This window comes from Streptomyces stoeckheimensis, from assembly GCF_045822005.1.
Classification (GTDB): domain Bacteria; phylum Actinomycetota; class Actinomycetes; order Streptomycetales; family Streptomycetaceae; genus Streptomyces; species Streptomyces stoeckheimensis.
The window spans coordinates 3,963,597-3,985,770 of the sequence record NZ_CP169550.1; the positions used below are offsets into that span (position 1 = coordinate 3,963,597).

21 protein-coding genes are annotated in these 22,174 nt (G+C 71.6%); 4 read left to right on the plus strand and 17 right to left on the minus strand.

Annotated elements, in window-relative coordinates; all coding sequences use genetic code 11:
• Position 1: 1 nt before the first annotated feature.
• Positions 2 to 778 (plus strand): ABC transporter permease, encoded by a 777-nt coding sequence (locus tag ACE1OC_RS17830; protein ID WP_407841594.1) that lies wholly within the window; start codon positions 2 to 4, stop codon positions 776 to 778.
• Positions 779 to 844: 66 nt separating this feature from the next.
• Here ACE1OC_RS17830 and ACE1OC_RS17835 read toward each other — a convergent pair whose 3' ends face one another.
• The 10 genes from ACE1OC_RS17835 to ACE1OC_RS17880 form a co-directional block, all read right to left on the minus strand.
• Positions 845 to 1,117, minus strand: a complete 273-nt coding sequence (locus ACE1OC_RS17835; protein ID WP_274548941.1) for a DUF1876 domain-containing protein — start codon at positions 1,115 to 1,117, stop codon at positions 845 to 847.
• 72 nt (positions 1,118 to 1,189) lie between these two features.
• On the minus strand, positions 1,190 to 2,377 hold the full coding sequence (locus ACE1OC_RS17840; RefSeq protein WP_407837834.1) for an acyltransferase family protein: 1,188 nt from the start codon (positions 2,375 to 2,377) through the stop codon (positions 1,190 to 1,192).
• Between the two features lie 145 nt (positions 2,378 to 2,522).
• Entirely contained in the window at positions 2,523 to 3,524 is a 1,002-nt protein-coding gene (hemB, locus tag ACE1OC_RS17845; protein ID WP_407837835.1) for a porphobilinogen synthase, read from the minus strand.
• A gap of 43 nt (positions 3,525 to 3,567) precedes the next feature.
• The gene (locus tag ACE1OC_RS17850) at positions 3,568 to 4,959 is read right to left on the minus strand and encodes a HEAT repeat domain-containing protein (protein WP_407837836.1); all 1,392 of its coding nucleotides are present in this window, start codon (positions 4,957 to 4,959) and stop codon (positions 3,568 to 3,570) included.
• Between the two features lie 50 nt (positions 4,960 to 5,009).
• On the minus strand, positions 5,010 to 6,296 hold the full coding sequence (locus ACE1OC_RS17855; RefSeq protein ID WP_407837837.1) for a HEAT repeat domain-containing protein: 1,287 nt from the start codon (positions 6,294 to 6,296) through the stop codon (positions 5,010 to 5,012).
• Between the two features lie 74 nt (positions 6,297 to 6,370).
• Positions 6,371 to 8,038, minus strand: a complete 1,668-nt coding sequence (locus ACE1OC_RS17860) for a uroporphyrinogen-III synthase (RefSeq protein ID WP_407837838.1) — start codon at positions 8,036 to 8,038, stop codon at positions 6,371 to 6,373.
• Entirely contained in the window at positions 8,035 to 9,003 is a 969-nt protein-coding gene (gene hemC, locus ACE1OC_RS17865; RefSeq protein ID WP_250741027.1) for a hydroxymethylbilane synthase, read from the minus strand. The genes ACE1OC_RS17860 and hemC overlap by 4 nt, the downstream gene beginning before the upstream one ends.
• Positions 9,000 to 10,799 (minus strand): glutamyl-tRNA reductase, encoded by a 1,800-nt coding sequence (locus tag ACE1OC_RS17870; RefSeq protein WP_407837839.1) that lies wholly within the window; start codon positions 10,797 to 10,799, stop codon positions 9,000 to 9,002. Before ACE1OC_RS17870 ends, hemC begins: the two co-directional genes overlap by 4 nt.
• Positions 10,796 to 11,614 (minus strand): redox-sensing transcriptional repressor Rex, encoded by an 819-nt coding sequence (locus tag ACE1OC_RS17875; RefSeq protein ID WP_375954854.1) that lies wholly within the window; start codon positions 11,612 to 11,614, stop codon positions 10,796 to 10,798. Before ACE1OC_RS17875 ends, ACE1OC_RS17870 begins: the two co-directional genes overlap by 4 nt.
• Before the next feature lie 273 nt (positions 11,615 to 11,887).
• Positions 11,888 to 12,166 (minus strand): glutaredoxin family protein, encoded by a 279-nt coding sequence (locus tag ACE1OC_RS17880; protein ID WP_407837840.1) that lies wholly within the window; start codon positions 12,164 to 12,166, stop codon positions 11,888 to 11,890.
• 116 nt (positions 12,167 to 12,282) lie between these two features.
• Here ACE1OC_RS17880 and ACE1OC_RS17885 point away from each other — a divergent pair, with 116 nt between their 5' ends.
• From ACE1OC_RS17885 to ACE1OC_RS17895, 3 genes are all read left to right on the plus strand, one after another.
• Positions 12,283 to 13,263, plus strand: coding sequence for an HAD family hydrolase (locus ACE1OC_RS17885; protein WP_407837841.1), 981 nt, complete (start codon positions 12,283 to 12,285; stop codon positions 13,261 to 13,263).
• Between the two features lie 361 nt (positions 13,264 to 13,624).
• Entirely contained in the window at positions 13,625 to 14,443 is an 819-nt protein-coding gene (locus tag ACE1OC_RS17890) for an ECF subfamily RNA polymerase sigma factor, BldN family (RefSeq protein ID WP_243340126.1), read from the plus strand.
• A gap of 269 nt (positions 14,444 to 14,712) precedes the next feature.
• Positions 14,713 to 15,930 (plus strand): DUF5667 domain-containing protein, encoded by a 1,218-nt coding sequence (locus ACE1OC_RS17895; protein ID WP_407837842.1) that lies wholly within the window; start codon positions 14,713 to 14,715, stop codon positions 15,928 to 15,930.
• 97 nt (positions 15,931 to 16,027) lie between these two features.
• Here ACE1OC_RS17895 and ACE1OC_RS17900 read toward each other — a convergent pair whose 3' ends face one another.
• The 7 genes from ACE1OC_RS17900 to ACE1OC_RS17930 form a co-directional block, all read right to left on the minus strand.
• The gene (locus tag ACE1OC_RS17900) at positions 16,028 to 17,029 is read right to left on the minus strand and encodes a lysophospholipid acyltransferase family protein (protein WP_407837843.1); all 1,002 of its coding nucleotides are present in this window, start codon (positions 17,027 to 17,029) and stop codon (positions 16,028 to 16,030) included.
• Positions 17,029 to 18,084 carry an NAD-dependent epimerase/dehydratase family protein gene (locus tag ACE1OC_RS17905; RefSeq protein ID WP_250741035.1) on the minus strand — a complete coding sequence of 352 codons (1,056 nt, stop codon included), beginning with the start codon at positions 18,082 to 18,084 and terminating at the stop codon, positions 17,029 to 17,031. Before ACE1OC_RS17905 ends, ACE1OC_RS17900 begins: the two co-directional genes overlap by 1 nt.
• A 95-nt stretch (positions 18,085 to 18,179) precedes the next feature.
• Positions 18,180 to 18,278, minus strand: a complete 99-nt coding sequence (locus ACE1OC_RS17910; RefSeq protein ID WP_003948845.1) for a 30S ribosomal protein bS22 — start codon at positions 18,276 to 18,278, stop codon at positions 18,180 to 18,182.
• Between the two features lie 143 nt (positions 18,279 to 18,421).
• Positions 18,422 to 18,631, minus strand: a complete 210-nt coding sequence (locus tag ACE1OC_RS17915) for a helix-turn-helix domain-containing protein (protein WP_162688852.1) — start codon at positions 18,629 to 18,631, stop codon at positions 18,422 to 18,424.
• A gap of 114 nt (positions 18,632 to 18,745) precedes the next feature.
• Complete coding sequence (locus ACE1OC_RS17920; protein ID WP_407837844.1) at positions 18,746 to 19,576, minus strand: phosphatase; 831 nt, start codon at positions 19,574 to 19,576, stop codon at positions 18,746 to 18,748.
• A 212-nt stretch (positions 19,577 to 19,788) separates the two neighbouring features.
• The gene (locus ACE1OC_RS17925; protein WP_407841595.1) at positions 19,789 to 20,940 is read right to left on the minus strand and encodes an acetoin utilization protein AcuC; all 1,152 of its coding nucleotides are present in this window, start codon (positions 20,938 to 20,940) and stop codon (positions 19,789 to 19,791) included.
• Positions 20,912 to 22,141 carry an MFS transporter gene (locus tag ACE1OC_RS17930; protein WP_407837845.1) on the minus strand — a complete coding sequence of 410 codons (1,230 nt, stop codon included), beginning with the start codon at positions 22,139 to 22,141 and terminating at the stop codon, positions 20,912 to 20,914. The genes ACE1OC_RS17925 and ACE1OC_RS17930 overlap by 29 nt, the downstream gene beginning before the upstream one ends.
• Positions 22,142 to 22,174 lie beyond the last annotated feature (33 nt).

Consider the following 22,174-nt stretch of genomic DNA (forward strand, 5'->3'; position numbering starts at 1 on the left):
CATGGCCACTTCCGCGACGGCCCGCCCCGGCGCCACCGCGGCGGCCTACGCCCTCGCCGGCCGCAGCCTGCGCATCAGCAGCCGTCAACCGGACGCCCTGATCGCGGCGTTGATGCTTCCCATCATGCTGATGCTGATCTTCGTGTACTTCTTCGGCGGAGCCATCGACACCGGGACGACCTACGTGACCTACGTGGTCCCGGGAGCGATGCTGCTCTGCGCGGGCTTCGGCGCGGCGAGCACCGCCGTCAGCGTCGCCACCGACATGAAGGAAGGCGTGATCGACCGCTTCCGGTCCCTGGACATCGGCGGCGTCCCGATCCTGGCCGGGCACGTCGCGGCCTCGGTCCTGCGCAACCTCGTGTCCACCGGCCTGGTTCTGGCCGTCGCCCTCGCCATCGGCTTCCGCCCCCAGGCCTCGCTGCGCGGCTACCTGGCCGCTGCCGCGCTCCTGGTCGCGTACATCACCGCGATCTCCTGGCTGGCCGCGACGCTCGGGCTGCTCGCCGGAACACCGGAGGCGGCGGGCGGTTTCACCTTCCTGATGATGTTCCTGCCGTACCCGTCCAGCGCGTTCGTCCCCATCGACACCATGCCCGGCTGGCTCCACGGCTTCGCCGACCACCAGCCGCTGACCCCGGTGATCGAATCCCTCCGCGCCCTGCTCCTCGCCCAGCCCGCGGGCGACGCCCCCTGGGTGGCCCTGGCCTGGTGCGCGGCCATCGGCCTGGTGTCCGTGGCCCTGTCGGCCGTCCTCTTCGAACGGCGGACGCGGTAGACACCACTGAGGCCCGCCCCTGGGTAGGGGCGGGCCACAGCGGACGGGGCTCCGTGCGTCCGCGCGTCAATGCGTCAGCGGGTACGAGTGTCTGCCCGTCGCCGCGTCGATCTCCGTGTGCGCCTTCTGCAGCATCTGGGACGCGATGTCCATCAGCGCGCGAGCGCCCGCGATCTCTTCCCCGACCTTCAGCTGCTCCGGGTCGGAGGGGTGACGCATGGCATAGCCGTGCGCCCGTATCTCGGAGCCGTCCCCGAGTCTGACCAGGGCCGCCGCACTGGTTCGGTGGCCCTCCTCGGTGAATTCGAGCTCCACATGCCACCCGACGAGCGTGGTCATGGCGCATCACCTCCAGGGGTCGTTGCACCCTGTCTCCAGAGTGCGCCCGGGCGGGACCCGATGCGAGTCGGCTCAGCCGGCGGCCTTCACACGGCGGCGCGAGCGGCCGAAGCGACGGACGAGCGGGGTCTCGACCCAGGCGAAGAGCCCCCAGGACATCAGGAGCGTGAGCCCTCCGACGCCCGCCAGCAGGCCCAGGGTCACGGGGAGCGAGTACATCTGGTCCTCGCCCAGCGCCCAGCGCAGCGAACACATCGTGATGTAGTGCAGCAGGTAGAAGGCGAAGGAGATCTCGCCCAGCCAGACCATCGCCCGGTGGCGGAACACACTGGGCCGGCCCTCGACGTCCGCGCTCGCGGCGGCCGCGATGAGCAGCACGATCGGCACGATCAGCACGGCGCGCTGGCCGTAGAGGTAGGGCACGTGGAAGGTCAGCCAGTAGCCGGCGGCCAGCAGCAGGCTCGACCGGACCATGCCGATGTTGCGCCAGCGTCCGTGCTTCACGGCGAGCGCCACCAGGATGCCGAGGGCGAAGTCGGCCATGCGGACCGGGGGCAGCACGTAGCTGAACCAGTACTGGGAGACCGAGCTGTCGTGGCCGCTGGGGATGCGGTCGCCGCTCGGGAACAGGGCGTAGGCGAGGGCGGGGGTGGCCACGACGGCGGCGATCGTGCCGGTGATCCAGTACTTCAGGCGATCCGGGTCGATCCGCTTGAAGGCCGCCAGCAGGGCGGGGAAGCAGAGGTAGAAGACCGCTTCCACGGCCAGGGACCAACTCGGCGCGTTCACGCTGAAGTTGGTCATGTACTCGGGCCACCAGACCTGCACCATGAACAGGTTGGCCACCGCGACGCCCGCGGAGGTGTAGTACAGCGCGAACAGGGACAGCGCGAGCGCCCAGGTGACCACGTAGTTCGGGTAGATCTTGACGAACCGGCGCCGCCAGAACCCCGTGGTGGTGTCCCGGTCCCGGGCCGACCAGGTCAGGACGAACCCGCTGAGGACGAAGAAGAAGGTCACGCCGAGCCCGCCGGCCTGGGTGAACCAGCCGGCCAGCCGGTACTCGGTGGCGTCGTCCGCCAGCAGCCGCAGCGGGGGTATGGGGAGGAAGGCGTGATGGGCGAAGACCAGCAGCGCGGCGGGGAAGCGCAGGCCGGTGAGCGAGTCGAGCCGGGTACGGGGCGGCGGTGCGTCGGTACGGGGCGGCGCCGTTCTGGAGCGGGTCGGCGCAGAACCGGTCGAGATCTGGTCAGTGGCCATGGGGCTTCCTTCGGGGATGTGGTCCTGCGGTGCGGCCCTGATTCGGCAGGTGAGCGCCTTTGTACCGGCGCCCGCTCGCGGCCCGCTCAACACGCGAAAGGGCCCGGGCATCCCCGCCCGGGCCCCTTCCCCCCACCTGCCAGACCTACCGCTCCGCGTTCAGCCAGCCCGCGACCTCCGTCGCCCAGTACGTCAGGATCGTGTCCGCACCCGCCCGCTTGATGCCGAGCAGGGTCTCCAGGATCGCCCGGTCGCGCTCGATCCAGCCTTTCTCCGCGGCCGCCTCGATCATCGCGAACTCGCCGCTGATCTGGTACGCCGCCACCGGGACGTCCACCGCCTGCGCGACCCGGTAGAGGATGTCCAGGTAGGGCCCGGCCGGCTTGACCATCACCATGTCGGCGCCCTCCTCCAGGTCGAGGGCGAGCTCGCGCAGCGACTCCCGGGCGTTCGCCGGGTCCTGCTGGTAGCTCTTGCGGTCGCCCTGGAGCGAGGACGCGACGGCCTCGCGGAAGGGACCGTAGAAGGCGGAGGAGTACTTGGCCGTGTACGCCAGGATCGAGACGTCCTCGTGGCCCGTCTCGTCCAGCGCGTCGCGGACGACGCCGACCTGGCCGTCCATCATCCCGCTCGGACCCACCACGTGGGCGCCCGCGTCGGCCTGCACCTGCGCCATCTCGGCGTAGCGCTCCAGCGTCGCGTCGTTGTCCACGCGGCCGTTCTCGTCCAGGACCCCGCAGTGCCCGTGGTCGGTGTACTCGTCCAGGCACAGGTCGGACATGATCACCAGATCGTCGCCCACCTCCGCCTTCACGTCGCGGATCGCGACCTGGAGGATCCCGTCCGGCTCGGTGCCCGCCGTGCCCCGCGCGTCCTTGTTCTCGTCGGCCGGTACGCCGAAGAGCATGATCCCGGAGACTCCGGCCTCGACGGCCTCCACGGCGGCCTTCCGCAGCGTGTCCCGGGTGTGCTGGACCACGCCCGGCATCGCCGAGATGGCGAGCGGCTCGCTGATGCCCTCCCGGACGAACGCCGGGAGGATCAGGTCCGAGGGATGCAGCCGGTACTCCGCGACCATCCGCCGCATTGCCGGGGTGGTGCGCAGCCGGCGGGGCCGCGAGCCGGGGAAGGATCCGTACGTGCTCATCTTCTAGTCGCCTCTTCGAGCTTCGACAGCAGTCGGCACAAGCCTAGAGCCCGGCCCCGGCCCGCCCCGCCCCGTCCTCCGGACCGGCCGGCCCGGCGGGGCGGTTGCGCTTCTCCCAGCCCCAGAGGCCGTTCGCCCGGTGGTCGGAAGGATGGAACGGTCCGAGTTCCTCCGCCTTCGCGTACGCCCACGGGGTGTCCGGGTGGTCCCGCAGGGCCAGTCCGTAGGCCCCGAGCAGCCGTGTCAGCGTGTCGTCCGCGTCCAGGAGGGACAGCAGCAGGTCCGTGGCATCGGCCGTGCGGTCGCCGGACTCCCCCAGGCGCTCCGCAGCCGCTAGCCGCATCGGGCTCCGCGGGTCGCGGACCAGGTCGCGGATCACGCCGCGCATCGCATCCACGTCCTGTTCCGCCCACAGCGACCTCAGGGCGGCTTCGTACCGCACCTCGTCGTCCGGGTCGCCCGCCAGGAGCCGCAGGGCCTCGCGCTCCGCGACCGTCAACGGCCCGTCGAGCCGGCCCAGGCAGTCCACCGACCGCAAGCGCACCCCGGGATCCGGGTGGACGGCGTACCTCAGGCCGATGGACTCCAGCCTCGGGTGCCCCACGTCGTGCTCGGTGAGGGCCCACAGCACCACTGCGAGGACCGCGGGGTCCGCCTCCACGTCCGCCCAGGCGGCGAGGAGCTCCCGGTCCTCCTCGTCGTACGAGTACACGTCGGACCCGAAGCGCCACTGCTGGGTCAGCAGCCAGTTGGCGGCAAAGCGGCGACGGACGGGCGACGGGTCGTGCCGCAGCGCCGTCACCACCTCCCGGCTGCCCTCTGCGAGGCGGTCCCTGAGCCGGAAGGTGGACGCGGACCAGTCCACGTGCGAGGAGTCGGTGTGCCGGACCGCTCGGTCCACCAGCTCCTCCAGCGGGACCGGAACGCCGAACAGCCGCTCCAGGGTGGTCAGTACGGCGCCGTGTCCCGCGCGCACCGTCAGCCCGCCGAGCGCGACCTGTTCGACCTGGCACCACTCTTCCTCGACCGACGAGATCTCCGCCGGACCCGCCGCCCCCGTCAGCCGCCGCAGCCCCGCCTCCGCGCCCTCCCCGTACCACCGCCGGGCCGCATCCAGCAGGCGTGCCCGCTCCGCCTCCGGCAGGCGCTCCCCCGGCTCAGGCAGGTCCTGGGCCCACAACAGCGCACCGACCACCGCGGGGGAGCCGCTCTCGACGGCCCGCAGCAGCGGGGTCGTCCCGTCGGGGAGCACCCGGTCCGGGTCCGCGCCGGCCCCCACCAGCGCCTCGGCGGCCTTGTACGCGAACGCCGCCACCGCCGCGCACAGCGGCGGCAGTCCGTCCCCGTCCGGAGCGTCCGGATCCGCGCCGCCCTCCAGCAGCCTCCATACCGCCTCGGTATCGTCCCCCCGTACCGCTTCCCCCAGTGCCGTCATGCCCGGACCATGCCACACGGCCGGGGAACGCACACGCCATTAGAGGTGCGCTACGAGGGGCCGGGCTCGGGGTCGGGCCGGTTCCGCCACTTCCACCGCCACAGCCCGTCCGGCCGGTGGTCGTTCTCGTACCCGGGGCCCAGCGGGCCGACCTTCGCATAGGCCTCCGGCGTGCGCGGGTCGTCCCGTACCGCCAGGGCGTGGGCCGCGCTCAGCCGGACGTCCTGATCGTCCGAGTCGAGGCACCGCACCAGCAGCTCGGCGACCTCCGGCACACCGCGGGTGACGGACCCGAGGCCGCGAAGGGTCCGGCGCACGACCTCCGGGTCCGGGTCCCGCAGCAGGTCCGGCAGGAGCTCCAGGTCCTCCTGCTCCGGCTCCTCGCCGGCCAGCACCCCGGCGGCCGCGGCCCGCACCTCGCCGTCCTCGTCGCGGCACAGCTCCCGCAGCGCCCGCCGCACCTCCGGAGACAGGACCCGCGGCACGTCCACGGCCACCCAGTGGTCGAAGAGACCCGGCACCCAGCGCCGCACCCCCGGGTCAGGATGCCCGGCGCGCCGCAGGCCGATGGCCTCCCGGGTGGGCACCTCCGCCTCGCCCAGGGCTTCCAGTACCCGGCCCAGTACGTCCGCGTCGCTCTCCTCGGCCTCCCACTCGACGAGGATCCGGTTGCACTCCTTCTCGTACCAACCCGCGTGCGCGCTCTCGTACCACGACCACAACCGGTACCGGACCACGTCGACCACGAAGGCCCGCCGCCGGGGATCCGGGTCGCGGCGGAAGGCCACCGCCTCGGCCCAGGTCTGCGCGCTGACGCGGCCGTTCAGGACGTGGAGCGAGGAGTTCCGGTCCACGTGGTCGCTCCTCGGGGACCGGACCCCACGGGCCACCAGCTCCGCCACGGGGGCCAGGATGCGGAACGCCCACTCCAGATCGGTCAGGACCGCGCCGTGCCCGGCCCGTACGCTCCGCCCTCCGAGGGTGATCTCCGGGACGCTGTCGTACTCCGAGTCCTGCACCCACGCGACGTCCGCCGGGCCCGCCGCCCCCGTCAGCCGCCGCAGCTCCGCCTCCGCGCCCGCCCCGTACCAGCGCCGGGCCGCGTCCAGCAGCCGGCCCTGCTCCGCTTCCGGCAGCCGCAGGCGGGCGTCGTCGCCCAGCAGAGCCGTCACCATCGCCGGGGAGCCGCCCTCGACGGCCCGCAGCAGCGGGGTCGTACCGTCGGGCAGCGCCCGGTCCGGGTCCGCGCCCCCGCCCACGAGCTCCCCGGCCGCCACGTGGTCGTACGCCGCCACCGCCGCGCACAGCGCGGCCGCCACCTCATCGGGATCCGTCACGGGCCCGAACATGCCACAGGGCCCGGGTGCGCATCGCCCCCGGGCCCTGCCCACTAACACCGCTAAGCCGGCCATCAGGTCGTACGACGCCTGCGCGCCCCCGGTCGCCGCTCGCTCGGCCGGTACACGCTCTCCCCGGCCTCCTTCGCGGCCTCGCGGCGCGCGGCCCCGTACTCCGCCAGTGCCTCCGCCAGCTTGCTCACGCTCGGCTCCGGCGACAGCACGTCGACCCGGAGCCCGTGCTCCTCGGCCGTCTTGGCCGTGGCCGGGCCGATGCACGCGATGACGGTGACGTTGTGCGGCTTGCCGGCGATGCCGACGAGGTTGCGCACGGTGCTCGACGAGGTGAAGAGCACGGCGTCGAACCCGCCGCCCTTGATCGCCTCACGCGTGTCCTGCGGCGGCGGCGAGGCGCGCACGGTCCGGTAGGCGGTGACGTCGTCGACCTCCCACCCGAGCTCGATCAGCCCGGCGACCAGGGTCTCGGTGGCGATGTCGGCGCGCGGCAGGAAGACGCGGTCGATCGGGTCGAAGACCGGGTCGTACGGCGGCCAGTCCTCCAGCAGACCGGCGGCGGACTGCTCGCCGCTGGGCACGAGGTCGGGCTTGACGCCGAACTCCACCAGGGCGGCGGCGGTCTGCTCGCCGACGGCGGCGACCTTGATGCCGGCGAAGGCACGGGCATCGAGCCCGTACTCCTCGAACTTCTCGCGCACGGCCTTGACCGCGTTGACGGAGGTGAAGGCGATCCACTCGTAGCGGCCCGTCACGAGCCCCTTGACCGCCCGCTCCATCTGCTGCGGGGTGCGCGGCGGCTCCACGGCGATGGTCGGCACCTCGTGGGGCACCGCGCCGTACGAACGCAGCTGGTCGGAGAGCGAGGCGGCCTGCTCCTTGGTGCGCGGCACGAGCACGCGCCAGCCGAACAGCGGCTTCGACTCGAACCAGGACAGTTCCTCGCGGCGCGCGACCGCGCCGTGCTCCCCGACCACGGCTATGACGGAGCGAGCGCCCTCGGGCGAGGGGAGGATCTTGCCCTGCTTGAACACCTGCGCGATGGTCCCGAGGGTCGCGCTCCATGTCCGCTGGCGGGTCGTCGTACCGGCCACGGTGACGGTGAGCGGGGTGTCGGGCTTGCGCCCGGCGCCGATCAGCTCGGCCGCCGCCGCCGAAACGGTCTCCAGCGTCGCGGAGACGACGAGGATGCCGTCGCTGGCGCCCACCTCGCTCCAGCAGCGCGCGGAGGCGGTCCGCGCGTTCACGAACCTCACGTCCGCACCCTGCTTGCCGGCCAGCGGAACACCTGCGTACGCGGGCACGCCGACGGCGGTCGCGACGCCGGGGACGACCTCGAAGGGGATGCCGCCGGTGGCGCAGGCGAGCATCTCCTCGGCCGCGTTCCCGTCGAGACCGGGGTCGCCGGTGACGGCACGGACGACCCGCCTGCCGGAGCGCGCGGCCTCCATGACAAGATTGGCGGCATCTCGGATGACCGGGACTCCGGCGGCTGCTGACTTCTCGTCAGCAATCGTCAGCTGTGGCGTGTCCACCCCCGCGCGCGCATGCGTACGTACGACCTCGAGCACCTCGGGCTCCGCGATCAGTACGTCCGCGGCGGCCAGGGCCTCCACGGCGCGAAGCGTCAGCAGTCCCGGGTCGCCCGGGCCGGCACCGAGGAAGGTGACGTGCCCCTGGACGGCGACGGACGGAAACGCGGAGGTGGTTGGGCTTGTGGGGTTCAAAGCGACCGCTCCCCCATCAGACCGGCCGCGCCCTTGGCCAGCATCTCGTCCGCGAGTTCGCGGCCGAGCGCCATGGCCTCGTCGTACGACTGGGGCACGGGACCGGTGGTGGACAGCTGCACCAGCGTGGAACCGTCGAGGGTTCCCACGACTCCCCGCAGGCGCATCTCATTGACAATCTGCCCGTCGGCCAACAGGTCGGCGAGCGCACCCACGGGGGCGCTGCAGCCGGCCTCCAGGGCGCCGAGCAGGGCGCGTTCGGCGGTCACGGCGGCCCGGGTGTACGGGTCGTCGAGCTCGGCGAGCGCGGAAATCAGGTCCGTGTCGGACGCGAGGCACTCCACGGCCAGGGCTCCCTGGCCGGGCGCGGGCAGCATGTTGTCCACGGAGATCAGGTCGGTGGCCTCGTCGCCGCGGCCGATCCGGTTGAGCCCGGCGGCGGCCAGCACGACCGCGTCGAGCTCGCCGTTGCGCACGAAGCCGATCCGGGTGTCGACGTTGCCGCGGATGGCGACGGTCTCGATGACCTTGCCCAGCGACTTGGCGTACGCGTGCAGCTGCGACCTGCGCCGCGGCGAGCCGGTGCCGATGCGCGCACCGTCGGGCAGCTGCTCGAAGGTCAGGCCGTCGCGGGCGACGAGCGCGTCGCGCGGGTCCTCGCGCTGCGGCATGGCCGCGATGACGAGGTCGTCGGGCTGCGTGGTGGGCAGGTCCTTCAGCGAGTGCACGGCGAAGTCGACTTCGCCGCGCACGAGGGCCTCGCGCAGGGCGGTGACGAAGACGCCGGTGCCGCCGATCTGCGAAAGGCTCTCGCGGGACACGTCACCGTAGGTCGTGATCTCCACGAGCTCGACGGGCCGGCCGGTGATCGCCCGTACCGCCTCGGCTACATGCCCGGACTGGGACATGGCCAGCTTGCTGCGCCGCGTGCCGAGCCTCAGCGGCTGGTCGAGACGTGGATTCATGATGCCCGTCCTGAGTCGTGGTTCTTGTCAGCCTCGTCGGCCCGGCTGACGGAGGCCACCGTCTGCGGGTCGAGATCGAAGAGTTCGCGCAGCGCCTCGGCGTACCCGGCGCCGCCGGGCTCGCTCGCGAGCTGCTTGACGCGCACGGTCGGCGCGTGGAGGAGCTTGTCGACGACGCGCCGCACGGTCTGAGTCACTTCAGCCCGCTGCCGCTCGTCGAGATCGGGTACCCGCCCGTCGAGCCGTGCCACTTCCATGGCGACGACCTCCGCGGCCATGGCGCGCAGGGCGACCACGGTGGGCGTGATGTGCGCGGCCCGCTGGGCGGCCCCGAAGGCGGCCACCTCCGCGGCCACTATCGCGCGTACGGCATCGACGTCGGCGGCCATGGGCGCATCGGCACTCGCCTCGGCCAGCGACTCGATGTCCACCAGCCGCACGCCCGGAATCCGGTGCACGGCGGCGTCGATGTCACGGGGCATGGCCAGGTCGAGCAGCGCGAGCCGTACGGGCTGCGCGTCCACCTGGCTCCGTACGCCCTTGCGCGGCTGCTGCCGCTGCGCGGCGGCCTCGCCCTGGTCGGCCCAGGTCCCGTGCAGCTCCAGCGACCCGGCGTCCACCCCGGCGAGCGCGGCCCGCCCGTCGGCGGTCCGCCCCGGATCGGAAGCCAGCGCATCGAGCCCCACAGGACACCCGTCCCGCTCCTCGACGACGACCTTGCTCCGCACGGCCCCGGCATCGGCGATCCGCCGCCCCCCGGCCGCCAGCACGGCCAGCCGCGCAACGAGCTCGGCGTCCATGTCCAGCCCCACCGGCGCCTCAGCACCATTCAGCCCCGCCTGCGTTTGAGGCGCAGGGGTCCGGGGACTGGTCCCCGGCAACGGCGCCGCACCCGGCAACGGGGTCCGGGCGGAGCCCGGGGAACGGTGGAAGGGCGGGTAGGGGACAGCCCCCGCAGGGCGCCCCTCCACGGCCACGGCCACATCGTCCCCGGTCAGCACGAGCCCGGTAGCCCCCGTACAGGACACGACGACGTCAACCCGAGCCAGCTCGTCGGCGACACCGGACATCGCAATGGCCGAAGCCGCAACCCCGGTGCCCGAGGCAACCAGAATCTCGGCCAACCGCTCCGCCCGCTCGGCGGTCCGGTTCGCCACCACGACCTCGGCAACACCCACCCGCGCCAACGTCGCCGCAGCCAGCGAAGACATCGACCCGGCCCCGATGACGAGCGCCCGCTTCCCCGCGGCCCACTCCTCCACCGGCACCCGCACGGCGAGCTGCTCCAGCCCGAAGGTCACCAGCGACTGCCCCGCCCGGTCGATCCCGGTCTCGGAGTGCGCCCGCTTGCCGACGCGCAGCGCCTGCTGGAACAGATCGTTGATCAACCGCCCGGCCGTGTGGAGCTCCTGCCCCAGCGCCAGCGCGTCCTTGATCTGCCCGAGGATCTGCCCCTCGCCGACCACCATCGAGTCCAGCCCGCACGCCACCGAGAAGAGGTGGTGGACGGCCCGGTCCTCGTAGTGCACGTAGAGATAAGGAGTGAGCTCCTCCAGCGCGACCCCGCTGTGCTGCGCCAACAGCGTCGACAGCTCGGCCACACCCGCGTGGAACTTGTCCACGTCCGCGTACAGCTCGATCCGGTTGCAGGTGGCGAGCACCGCCGCCTCCGCCGCCGGTTCCGCGGCGAGCGTGTCGTGCAGCAGCTTGACCTTGGCATCGGCGGCCAGCGAAGCGCGCTCCAGCACGCTCACGGGCGCACTGCGATGGCTCAGCCCTACGACGAGCAGACTCATGCCGGCATCACCGCCGGAACGTCCCCGTCGGGTCCGCCCTTCCGCGCGACGGCGGTGGCCCGGCCGGCGGGCGGCACGACGGCGGCGGCGGGAGCCGCACCGGTGCCGGTGCCCGCGGCGGAGCCTCCGGCGGCAGCGGCGGCCGCCGCTTCCTCACCGGCCTTGCGCTGCTCGTGGAAGGCCAGGATCTGCAGCTCGATCGACAGGTCGACCTTGCGCACGTCCACGCCCTCGGGCACGGACAGCACGGTCGGCGCGAAGTTCAGGATGGAAGTGACGCCTGCGGCGATGAGCCGCTCGCTGACCTGCTGGGCAGCCCCCGCCGGGGTCGCGATGACCCCGATCGAGACGCCGTTCTCCTCGATGATCTTCTCGAGTTCATCGGTGTGCTGTACGGGCATCCCGGCCACCGGCTTGCCAGCCATGGCCGGATCGGCGTCGATGAGCGCGGCCACGCGGAAGCCGCGCGACGCGAAACCGCCGTAGTTGGCCAGGGCGGCGCCGAGGTTACCGATGCCGACGATGACGACCGGCCAGTCCTGGGTCAGCCCGAGCTCGCGGGAGATCTGGTAGACGAGGTACTCCACGTCGTACCCGACGCCGCGGGTCCCGTAGGAGCCGAGGTAGGAGAAGTCCTTGCGGAGCTTCGCGGAGTTGACTCCGGCGGCCGCGGCCAGCTCCTCGGAGGACACCGTGGGCACCGATCGCTCGGAGAGCGCGGTGAGGGCGCGCAAGTACAGCGGAAGCCGGGCGACAGTGGCCTCGGGAATACCTCGGCTGCGGGTCGCCGGTCGGTGAGTTCGGCCAGTTGCCACGATGCTCCTGCGGGATGAGCGGGGCTGCAGGTGGCCACTTGTCCCAGGACCACCCCGTCGAATGCAGGCTATGTCTTTGTGAACGCGTGCACAAAGATTGTGTCCGCTTTGTCCGAGCAAAGTGACCGGGGTCACGCGCCTTGGGCCTATGGACCGGGAACCGGCGACACGCCGAACCCGTTCAATTCCCGAAGGGGGCAAAACGGTACACACTCCTCACCAATACGCCCCCGAGACCCCATAAATCGCCCACGATGGTAACCGCCCGACAGCTCAATCCTGCAATGCCCGTCGGAGCCTGTCAGGGTTCACCCTCCAGAAGGTGTGCTGCTCGCCGTCCACCAGCACGACCGGAATCTGCTCCCAGTGCAGGCGGTACAGCTCCTCGTCCTGCGAAATGTCCTTCTTCTCCCACTGTGCGCCCGTCTCGGCGCAGACCTTCTCGACCACTTCCTGGGCGTCGTCACAGAGGTGACACCCCGGCTTCCCGATGAGCGTGACCAACCGCTCCTCCGGACGCTTCTTTTCGGCACGGCGCAGCAAAGGACTCATGCACCCATTCTCCCGCGCCCGCACCCCGACCACCCCGGGCCGGACGGACCGAAGAGTTCACATCCTTGATTCCCATCGGTTCGGGAACTCCCGAACACAGTGGCTATGCTCGCGTCATGGCCGCTCTGGGATGGCTCACCCCCCGTAGGCGCTCCGCCACCGCGCGGAGCGTGCTGGCAGGCGAGGCCTCGGCCGAGGCCGCCCGCAAGACCGCACTGGCCGACGAACTGCTCGACGGCACGGACTTCCCCGGAACCGCCGAAGCGGAACGCGCGGCGGAGGCGGAGCCGCAGGAGCCCGCCGAGCCGGAGTTTCCCGTCGCCGGCGATGACCTGGCCGCCGCCTTCTTCGACCTCGACAACACCGTCATGCAGGGCGCCGCGATCTTCCACTTCGGCCGCGGCCTCTACAAGCGGGAGTTCTTCCGCCGCCGCGAGCTGGCCCGCTTCGCCTGGCAGCAGGCCTGGTTCCGGCTCGCCGGGGTCGAGGACCCCGAGCACATGCAGGACGCCCGCGACAGCGCGCTGTCCATCGTCAAGGGACACAAGGTCTCCGAGCTGATGTCCATCGGCGAGGAGATCTACGACGAGTACATGGCGGTACGGATCTGGCCGGGCACCCGCGCCCTGGCCCAGGCCCACCTCGACGCCGGCCAGAAGGTCTGGCTCGTCACGGCCGCCCCCGTGGAGACCGCCACTATCATCGCCCGCCGGCTCGGCCTGACCGGAGCCCTCGGCACCGTCGCCGAATCCGTGGACGGCGTATACACCGGCCGGCTGGTCGGCGAGCCGCTGCACGGCCCCGCCAAGGCGGAGGCGGTCCGCGCCCTGGCCGCCGCCGAGGGACTGGACCTCGCGCGCTGCGCGGCGTACAGCGATTCGCACAACGACATTCCGATGCTGTCCCTGGTCGGACATCCGTACGCGATCAATCCCGACACAAAACTGCGCAAGCATGCCCGCTCCAACGACTGGCGCCTGCGCGACTATCGGACCGGCCGCAAGGCCGTGAAGATCGGCGTCCCGGCCGCCGCGGGCGTCGGCGCGATCGCGGGCGGCACGGCCGCCGCCATCGCCCTGCACCGCCGCCGCAAGTAGCGCCTACGGGGCCCCGCCCGGCCTCCCGCCCCACCACGCCCGGCACCCTCCCCCGACCGGGACATTCGCTCACCTCTACCCGCGCCTCCGGCGCGGCACTCCGCCCTGCCCTACTCGGTCGCGAGCCACCGTGGAAGCAGGCATTCCGCGCACCCAACTGATCAAGAATCGATCACCATCCGTGCCTGAATATGCCCTCGACACGCAACAGAAGTGTCGTAACCGGTGATTTGAGCAACTGGGTGTAGCGCCGCCTGTACGAAGCGTTATTCTCCTCAAACGCATGCCACCGCCATCTGTCGCTACGACGGGTGAACGGTCCCGCACTGCACGTGATGGAAGCTCTGCCTCTGGGAGTCCCGTGTACCCACCTGTCGGGGTTGACGCCTCGGGCCTGGCTACGCTGCGCGCAACGGTCCTCGACCAGCTGCGTGGCTTCGTCCCCACCGCGTACACCGTCCCCGCATTCGCCACCGCGGTCCCCGCCGGACTCGGCCCGGCCGGTCCTTGCTATGCCCTGACCGACGGCGGGGCAACGGTGGGCAGACGCGGTCGCGCCGGCGGCTCGTCCGCCGGGGGCGCAGCCGCCGGGACCACCGCGCCCGCCGCCCGCCGTCCCACCGCGGACAGCGACCAGGCCCGCATGATGGACCTGGTCGAACGCGCCCAGGCCGGCGAGGCCGATGCCTTCGGCCGCCTGTACGACCAGTACAGCGACACCGTCTACCGCTACATCTATTACCGCGTCGGCGGCAAGGCGACCGCGGAGGATCTCACCAGCGAGACCTTCCTGCGTGCGCTGCGCCGCATCTCCACCTTCACCTGGCAGGGCCGCGACTTCGGCGCCTGGCTCGTGACGATCGCCCGCAACCTGGTCGCCGACCACTTCAAGTCGAGCCGCTTCCGCCTGGAAGTCACCACCGGCGAAATGCTCGACGCCAACGAGGTGGAACGGTCCCCCGAGGACTCCGTCCTGGAGTCCCTCTCCAACGCGGCCCTGCTGGAAGCCGTACGGAAACTCAATCCGCAGCAGCAGGAGTGCGTGACCTTGCGCTTCCTGCAGGGCCTCTCGGTCGCCGAGACGGCCAGGGTGATGGGAAAGAACGAGGGTGCCATCAAGACCCTCCAGTACCGGGCGGTCCGCACCCTGGCCCGCCTGCTCCCCGACGACGCCCGCTGACGCCGCCCTCCTCTCACATTTCGGTACAACTCCCTGATGACCTTGATGACACCGACGACAGTGACGACACTGCCGAATCCAATGACGCTGTGGTCCGATCATCCTTCGTCCGTAACCCAAGTGCCGCGCCGCTCGTTGTGGGGAATGCAGGCTCCCTGTGGACAAGCCCTACCCGAAGCCGCTCACTCGAAAGGGTGGATGTGCTCAAGGAAGGCAACCTTCCGGACACCTTGGGGAGTCGATCGTCATGACGAGAGGAGGTGCCGCCAGTGATCGCGAACGTGACTCCGCACCGGCGGGCGAACGCCTTCGCCCAGGCCCTGGAGGAGCGGACCCCGTCCGACCTTTCGGAACCGGACCCGGCGGCCGAGCAGTCCGAGGCACCTGCCGAACCTGCCGACCACGACCGGTTGTTGGCCCTGGCGAGCGTGCTCGGCGAAAGAATGCCGCGCCCGGTGCTGGACCCCGAGGTCAAAGTGGTGCAACGAGCCCAGCTCATTGCCGCCATGGAAGCCAAGGTGATGGAAGAGAGGGCCGGGGGCGGCGTGGCCGCCGACCCTCAAGTGCCCGAACAGCGGACCGGCCGCGGCGCCCACCGGGCGACCTCGCTCCGGAAATTGCGGCCCCGCTCCCGCTGGTCCAAGGGCATCGCGGCGGGCGGTCTCACCGTAGGTGTGGCCGCGGGGGCCTTCAGCGGAGTGGCCGCTGCCAGCACGGACGCCCTGCCGGGTGACCATCTGTACCCCGTGAAGCGGGGCATGGAGGACATCCGGCTCGGGATGGCCGACGGCGATTCGGACCGGGGCGAGCTCTATCTCGACCAGGCCTCGAGCCGTCTGTCGGAGGCCCGTCGGCTCATGGAGCGCGGCCGTCTCGGCGCACTCGACCACGAGTCCCTCGGCGAGATCCGCCGAGCCCTCGCGGGCATGAAGCACGACGCCTCGGAGGGCCACCGGCTGCTCCAGGCCGCCTACGAACGGGACGGCTCGCTCGGCCCGATCCAGGCACTGTCCTCGTTCTCCCGTTCGCACCGGGACGCGTGGGCCAAGCTCCGGGGCAACCTCCCCGCGCAGCTCACGGACGTGGGCGGTGAGGTGGAGTCGGTCTTCCAGGCCATAGACCACGACGTGGCGCCGCTCCAGAGTCTGCTCCCGAAGCCTCCGGAACAGACCCGCGGCTCCGGCCCCTCCACGAAGCCGAGCGCCCCGGCGGGCAAGCAGCAGACGACGCCCTCCTCGGGCGCACCGTCCGCGGCCCCCCACCAGCCCACGGACCAGACTTCGGGTTCCCCGAAGGCCCCGACCCCGGGCGGCGGCGGTCTCCTGGGCAACACGGGCAACCTCCTGAACCCGCCCGCGGGCCAGGGCCAGCCCACCCCGTCCGAGTCCGGCGGCGCCCCCGCTCCGGCCCACCCGGACATCACCCTCCCGCCCCTCCTCCCCGGCCTCCTCCCAGGCCTGGGCATCAAGGCGGAGGACGCCGACTAGCGCCGACTGGCGTCGGACGACGCAGAACGCCGGCGGAGCTGGGAAACCCAGCCCCGCCGGCGTTCTCGTCATGCCCGGCGCGTCAGAACCATGGTCCTCAGAAGAAGACGGACCGCCGCTGCACCAGCAGCTTGTACAGCGTGTGCTGGATCTGCTCCCGCACCTGATCCGTCAGGTTGAACATCAGCATCGGATCCTCGGCGGCCTCCGGCGCGTACCCGTCCGTCGGAATCGGTTCCCCGAACTGGATCGTCCACTTCGTCGGCAGCGGCACCGCCCCCAGCGGCCCCAGCAGCGGAAACGTCGGCGTGATCGGGAAGTACGGGATCCCCAGCAGCCGCGCCAGCGTCTTCGAGTTCCCGATCATGGGGTAGATCTCCTCCGCCCCCACGATCGAGCAGGGCACGATCGGCGTCCCCGCACGCAGCGCGGTCGACACGAACCCGCCCCGCCCGAACCGCTGGAGCTTGTACCGGTCCCCGAACGGCTTCCCTATCCCCTTGAAGCCCTCGGGCATCACGCCCACCAGCTCCCCGGCCTCCAGCAGCCGCTGCGCGTCCTCCGCGCACGCCAGCGTGTGTCCGGCCTTCCGCGCGAGCTCGTTCACCACGGGGAGCATGAACACCAGGTCGGCCGCCAGCAGCCGCAGGTGCCGCTGTGCCGGGTGCTGGTCGTGCACGGCGACCTGGAGCATCAGGCCGTCCAGCGGCAAGGTCCCGGAGTGGTTCGCCACGATCAGCGCGCCGCCCTCCTTCGGGATGTTCTCGATGCCCTTGACCTCGACCCGGAAGTACTTGTCGTACAGCGGCCGCATCAGGGACATCAGGACCTGGTCCGTCAGCTCCTTGTCGTAGCCGAAGTCGTCGACCTCGTACTCCCCGGTGATCCGGCGCCGCAGGAACGCCAGCCCGCCGGCGATCCGCCGGTCCCAGGAGCCCTCCGCGGCCTGCTCCGGTACGGCCTCCACCACCGGCTCCGGACCGACCGGCTCCGCGACGGGCGTGACCGGCGCCTCCTGTGCGACCCGTACCCGCCGGGCGGGCGAGGACCGCCGTCGCGGCCGGTCCTCGTCGAACGGAATGACCTTGGCGTCCGCCACTATCGCTTCGCTCCATCCATGTCCACGTCCAGCAACCCGGCCACCCGGTCCACGGCCCGCCCCACCCGGTCCGGCGGCAGCAGCCCGCCGCCCCGGCTCCGCGTGAAGTCGGCGAAGGTCTCGGCGGTCGTATACATCGGCTCGAATCCCAGCGCCTCCCGCATCTGCGTGGTCTCCACGACCCGCCCGTGCGTGAGGAGCCTTATCTGCTCCGGCGAGAAGTCCGTCGCCCCGACCGCCCGCAGCGCCGCGCCCACCCAGGTCACCGCGGGCAGCAGCAGCGGCACCGTCGGCCGTCCCAGCCGCCGCGCGCACTGCGACAGCAGCAGCACCCCGTCGCCGGCGATGTTGAAGGTCCCGCTGAGCCCGCCGGGCCCGCTGGTCTGCGAGGCCAGCCGCAGCACGTCCAGTACGTCGTCCTCGTGCACGAACTGCAACCGCGGGTCGTAGCCCAGCACGGTCGGGATCAGCGGCATCGAGAAGTACTCGGCGAGCGCCGAGTCGGCGAAGGGCCCGAGGATGTTCGCGAACCGCAGCACGCACACCGCGACGTCGGGCCGCCTGCGCGCGAAGCCGCGTACGTACCCCTCGACCTCGGTGGCGTCCTTGGCGAAGCCGGCGGCGGGCAGCGACTTCGGCTGCGTGGTCTCGGTGAAGACGGCCGGATCCCGCGAGGTGCCCCCGTACACACTGGTACTGGACTTCACCACGAGCCGCCGCACCGTCGGGGACTTCTGGCAGGCTCCCAGGAGCTGCATCGTCCCGATGACGTTGGTTTCCTTGACGGTGCTGTACGAACCGGAGCCCGCGCCCGTCGCCGCTCCCCCGGTGACCGCGAGATGGACCACCGTGTCGACGGCGTTCTCGGCCAGCACCCGGGCGATGGCCGACTGTCTGATGTCCGCACGGACGAACTCGGCCGAGCCGAGCGTGTGCGGCGGGGTCACCGCGTCGACCGCGATCACCCGCTCGACCTCGGGGTCCCGCTGGATCCGCCGCACGAAGCGGCCCCCCAGCTGCCGGGCAGCCCCGGTGACCAGCACGACCTTCCCCACGAGCTCAGCGCCTCCCTCGAAGAAGTCCCCCGGCTGCACCACAGCCCCTCCACCAGAATGGTGGAGGGGCTGCGGTAAACACGTACAGCTGCCGTTTACTTCTTGTTACGGCGCTGGACGCGGGTGCGCTTGAGCAGCTTGCGGTGCTTCTTCTTAGCCATCCGCTTGCGCCGCTTCTTGATAACAGAGCCCACGACTACCCTCGCTCACTTCTCTTCATTCGGTGCGGGGCGTCGGGGCCCACACGACCTACGTCGGCCTAGCCTACCCGCCCGAGCTCTGAGCTTGTAATCCGCGTGCCCCCGAGGGGTAACCGCAGGCTCCCGACCCTCACCCCTCAGGCCGATTCCACCCCCACAAAGGACTCGCGGAGGTACTCGTGCACCGCATTTTCGGGGACCCGGAAGGACCGGCCCACCCGGATTGCGGGCAGATGTCCGTTGTGCACCAAGCGGTACACGGTCATCTTCGACACTCGCATCACCGAGGCGACCTCCGCCACGGTCAGGAACTGAACCTCACTGAGAGGCCTCTCGCCAGCAGCCATGACACACCTTGACCTTCCGCGCATGACGGGCACCGGCTTCCCCTCCGGTTACGCCCCGTCGTCGCACGCTCACTCCCCAGAGTAGGGGCGTGTGATACGAGTGGGGAAGAGGAGCTACGTCCACTCCTGCCGACCCGACAGACTCGCCCGATTGAGTACATAGCGAGTGAGCGGTCGGTAGTAGTCCGCGCGCACCGCGTCATCAAGTGGAACCGCCACCGACACCTGCCCCTCGGCTTCCCCCACGAACAGCGCGGGATCATCGGTATCGGCCAGCCCGATCGCCTCCACACCGAGCTGACCTGCACCGCAGACCCACCCGTGGTCCCCCACCACCAGCTCCGGCAACGGCCCGCCGGCCTCCGCGAGCGCCCCGAGGGCGATCCGAACCGGCAGCGGCGAATGGGAGTGCGCGCCGGTGTCACTCCCATCCGGCCGCGCGCCGTCTTCCCGCACCAGTGCGACCCCTCGTACGTAATCGATGCGGTGCGTGCGTACGCCGAAGCGGGTGTGCATGTCCACGGGTGCCCCCCACGCCGGAGTGAGGACTTCACATCCCGCTGCCGACAGCGCCCCCGCCAAGATGGCGTAGAACTCCAGGAGCCGGTGCGGGTGACCGGTCCCGAACAGCACCGGGGCCCGAGCCTCGGCCACCGCCCGCAGCCGCTCCGCGAAGGCCTCCAGCCCCGCCACCGTCAGCTCCGGATCGATCACGTCCGGCCCGCTGACGTGCGCGGGGTCCGCCGAGACCCCGCACTTCTGCGCCATCAGCCGCAGCAGGTCACCCTCGCCCCACGCCCACGCGGGATCCAGCCCCAGCAGCACCCGCGGATCCCGCGCCGCGAACAGCCGGTAACTGCGCAGGCTTTCCTCCCGAGAGGTCGCGACGGGCCCGGCCAGGCGGGCGGCCAGCAGATGCGCACGCAACGCGCCGGTGCTCAACACCCTCCCGATGCTCCCGTACCCACCCTGACCCCTCACCAGTTCCGGCCATTCCCCCACCCGTTGGCCCAACCAGTACAGCCGTTCCCAGCCCCACCGGCGCGCTTTCAGCCGTCCGGCGTTTGAGGACCGGGGTCTGGGGCGGAGCCCCAGGGGGTCCGGGGCGCAGCCCCGGGGAACGGTGGAAGGGCGGGTAGGGGACAGCCCCGCAGGGCTCAGGCCAGCAACCCCCGCAGGGGGAACACCGCCCGCCGGGTGGCCAGTACGGCCTGGTCGATCCGGTCGGCAGGGTCGTACCCGGCATCCCAGTCACGCCACTCGGGCACCCGCCCATCCGTCATCCGCCCAGGCGCCACCGCCCGCGTCCGCGCATACACCGCATCCCGCCAAGAAGCCGGAACAGCCGTCTCGGGACCGATCGGCCGATGCCCGGCGATCGCCACCAGGTGCGTCCAGGACCGCGGCACGACATCCACCACGGCGTACCCGCCACCCCCGAGCGCCAGCCACCGGCCGCCCTCCACCCACGCGTGCGCCAGCTCGTGACAGGCCTCCATCACGGCCCGCTGCGCATCCAACGACACCGCCAGATGCGCCAGCGGGTCCTCCACATGCGTATCCGCCCCGTGCTGCGTCACCAGCACCTGCGGCGCGAAGTCCTCCAGCAGCTCCGGCACCACCGCGTGGAAGGCCCGCAGCCATCCCTCGTCCCCGGTCCCGGCGGGCAGCGCGATGTTCACCGCCGACCCCTCCGCCGCCGGCCCGCCCGTCTCCTCCGGCCAGCCCGTCTGCGGGAACAGCGTCCGCGGATGCTCGTGCATCGAGATCGTCAGCACCCGGGGGTCGTCCCAGAACGCCGCCTGGACCCCGTCCCCGTGGTGCACGTCCACATCCACATAGGCGACCCGCTCGGCCCCCAGCTCCAGCAGCCGCGCGATCGCCAGGGCCGCGTCGTTGTAGACGCAGAAACCCGCCGCCCCGCCCGGCATCGCGTGGTGCAGCCCGCCGGCGAAGTTCACGGCGTGCTGGGCCTCCCCGCGCCAGATCGCCTCGGCCGCCGCGACCGACTGCCCGGCGATCAGCGCGGACGCCTCGTGCATCCCGTGGAACGCCGGATCGTCCGCCGTCCCCAGCCCGTACGAACCGTCGGCGACCCCGGGGTCGCCGGACACCTCGCGTACGGCCGCCACGTAGTCCTCGCGGTGCACCAGCCGCAGGGTCGAGTCACCGGCCGGCCGGCCCGCCCGTACCTCCAGCTCCCGGTCGAGCCCGAAGGCCCGTACCAGGCCCATGGTCAGCTCCAGGCGCACCGGGTCCATCGGATGGCCCGGCCCGAAGTCATACTTCGTGACCGCCTCGTCCCACATCAACAGCCCGGTCACCGGTTCGCCGCTCATGCCGGACACCGTATCGGGCGGGCTCCGTACCGAACGAGCGGGCATAGAAAAGAGTGACGAGGACCAGCACCATCGGCACGAGCATCGCCCCCCGGTAGCTCCAGGCGTCCCCGATCCCGCCCACGAGCGGCGCCCCGATCAGGAATCCGACGTAGTTGAAGATGTTCAGCCGCGCGATCGCGGTGTCGGAAGATCCCGGGAACAGCCGACCCGCCGCGGCGAAGGTCTGCGGCACGATCACGCACAGCCCGAACCCCAGCAGGGTGAAGCCGAGCATCCCCACCCACGCCCCGGGCGCCGCCGCGACCACGGCGAACCCGCCCGCCGCGACGACCGTCCCGATCCGTACGACGGCCACGGCCCCGAAGCGCCGCACACCGAGGTCCCCGACGGCCCGCCCGAGCAGGGTGGTCACCATGTAGACGTTGTACGGAACGGTGGCGAGCTGCTCGGAGCTGCCCAGGACGTCCTGGAGGTACTTGGCGCTCCAGTTCGAGACCGTCGAGTCACCGATGTACGCGCACGCCATCACCAGGCACAGCGGCAGCAACAGCTTGAACCCGCCCGGCCCGAGCCCCTTGGCGGCCTCGGAGCCGGCGGCCTTGCCGTCCTGGTCCACGTAGAACCGGCTGGCGAGGAGCGCGAGCGGCAGCAGGACCACCACGGCGGGCAGATAGGAGGTGAAGAGCGAGAGGTGCCAGTGCGCCCCCGCCCACGCGGCCGAGGCGCCCAGGATCCCGCCGAGGCTGTACGAAGCGTGGAAGCCGAGCATGATGCTGCGCCCGTACGCGCCCTGCAGGCTCACCCCGAGCATGTTCATGGAGGCGTCGAGCGCCCCCACGAACAGCCCGAACGCCCCGAGCGCCAGGGCCACGTGCCACATCTCGCTGCCGGCGCCGACCCCCAGCAGTGCCAGCAGCACGAGCGGCTGCGCCCACCGCAGTACGGTGCTGGGCGCGACCCGCTTCACCAGGTGCTCGGTGACCACGCTGGACACACCGGCGAGGATCGGGACGGCGGCCAGGAAGACGGGCAGCAGTGCGTCGGATATCCCGTACCGGTCCTGAATGGCGGGGATCCTCGTCACGAGCAGCGCGAAGGCCACGCCCTGCACGAAGAAACTGAACCCCAACGCCCCGCGCCCGCGGCGCAGCCGCACGTCTGCTGTCATGGCGGCTCAGCGTAGGCGCCGGTGCTACCGGTG

Excerpts from the sequence above, each read along its gene's own strand:
- ACE1OC_RS17870 (WP_407837839.1), bottom strand. The coding sequence starts at position 10,799 with ATGAGTCTGCTCGTCGTAGGGCTGAGCCATCGCAGTGCGCCCGTGAGC.
- ACE1OC_RS17850 (WP_407837836.1), bottom strand. The coding sequence starts at position 4,959 with ATGACGGCACTGGGGGAAGCGGTACGGGGGGACGATACCGAGGCGGTA.
- ACE1OC_RS17885 (WP_407837841.1), top strand. The coding sequence starts at position 12,283 with ATGGCCGCTCTGGGATGGCTCACCCCCCGTAGGCGCTCCGCCACCGCG.
- ACE1OC_RS17830 (WP_407841594.1), top strand. The coding sequence starts at position 2 with ATGGCCACTTCCGCGACGGCCCGCCCCGGCGCCACCGCGGCGGCCTAC.
- hemB (WP_407837835.1), bottom strand. The coding sequence starts at position 3,524 with ATGAGCACGTACGGATCCTTCCCCGGCTCGCGGCCCCGCCGGCTGCGC.
- ACE1OC_RS17930 (WP_407837845.1), bottom strand. The coding sequence starts at position 22,141 with ATGACAGCAGACGTGCGGCTGCGCCGCGGGCGCGGGGCGTTGGGGTTC.
- ACE1OC_RS17925 (WP_407841595.1), bottom strand. The coding sequence starts at position 20,940 with ATGTGGGACGAGGCGGTCACGAAGTATGACTTCGGGCCGGGCCATCCG.
- ACE1OC_RS17880 (WP_407837840.1), bottom strand. The coding sequence starts at position 12,166 with ATGAGTCCTTTGCTGCGCCGTGCCGAAAAGAAGCGTCCGGAGGAGCGG.
- ACE1OC_RS17835 (WP_274548941.1), bottom strand. The coding sequence starts at position 1,117 with ATGACCACGCTCGTCGGGTGGCATGTGGAGCTCGAATTCACCGAGGAG.
- ACE1OC_RS17840 (WP_407837834.1), bottom strand. The coding sequence starts at position 2,377 with ATGGCCACTGACCAGATCTCGACCGGTTCTGCGCCGACCCGCTCCAGA.
- hemC (WP_250741027.1), bottom strand. The coding sequence starts at position 9,003 with ATGAATCCACGTCTCGACCAGCCGCTGAGGCTCGGCACGCGGCGCAGC.
- ACE1OC_RS17915 (WP_162688852.1), bottom strand. The coding sequence starts at position 18,631 with ATGGCTGCTGGCGAGAGGCCTCTCAGTGAGGTTCAGTTCCTGACCGTG.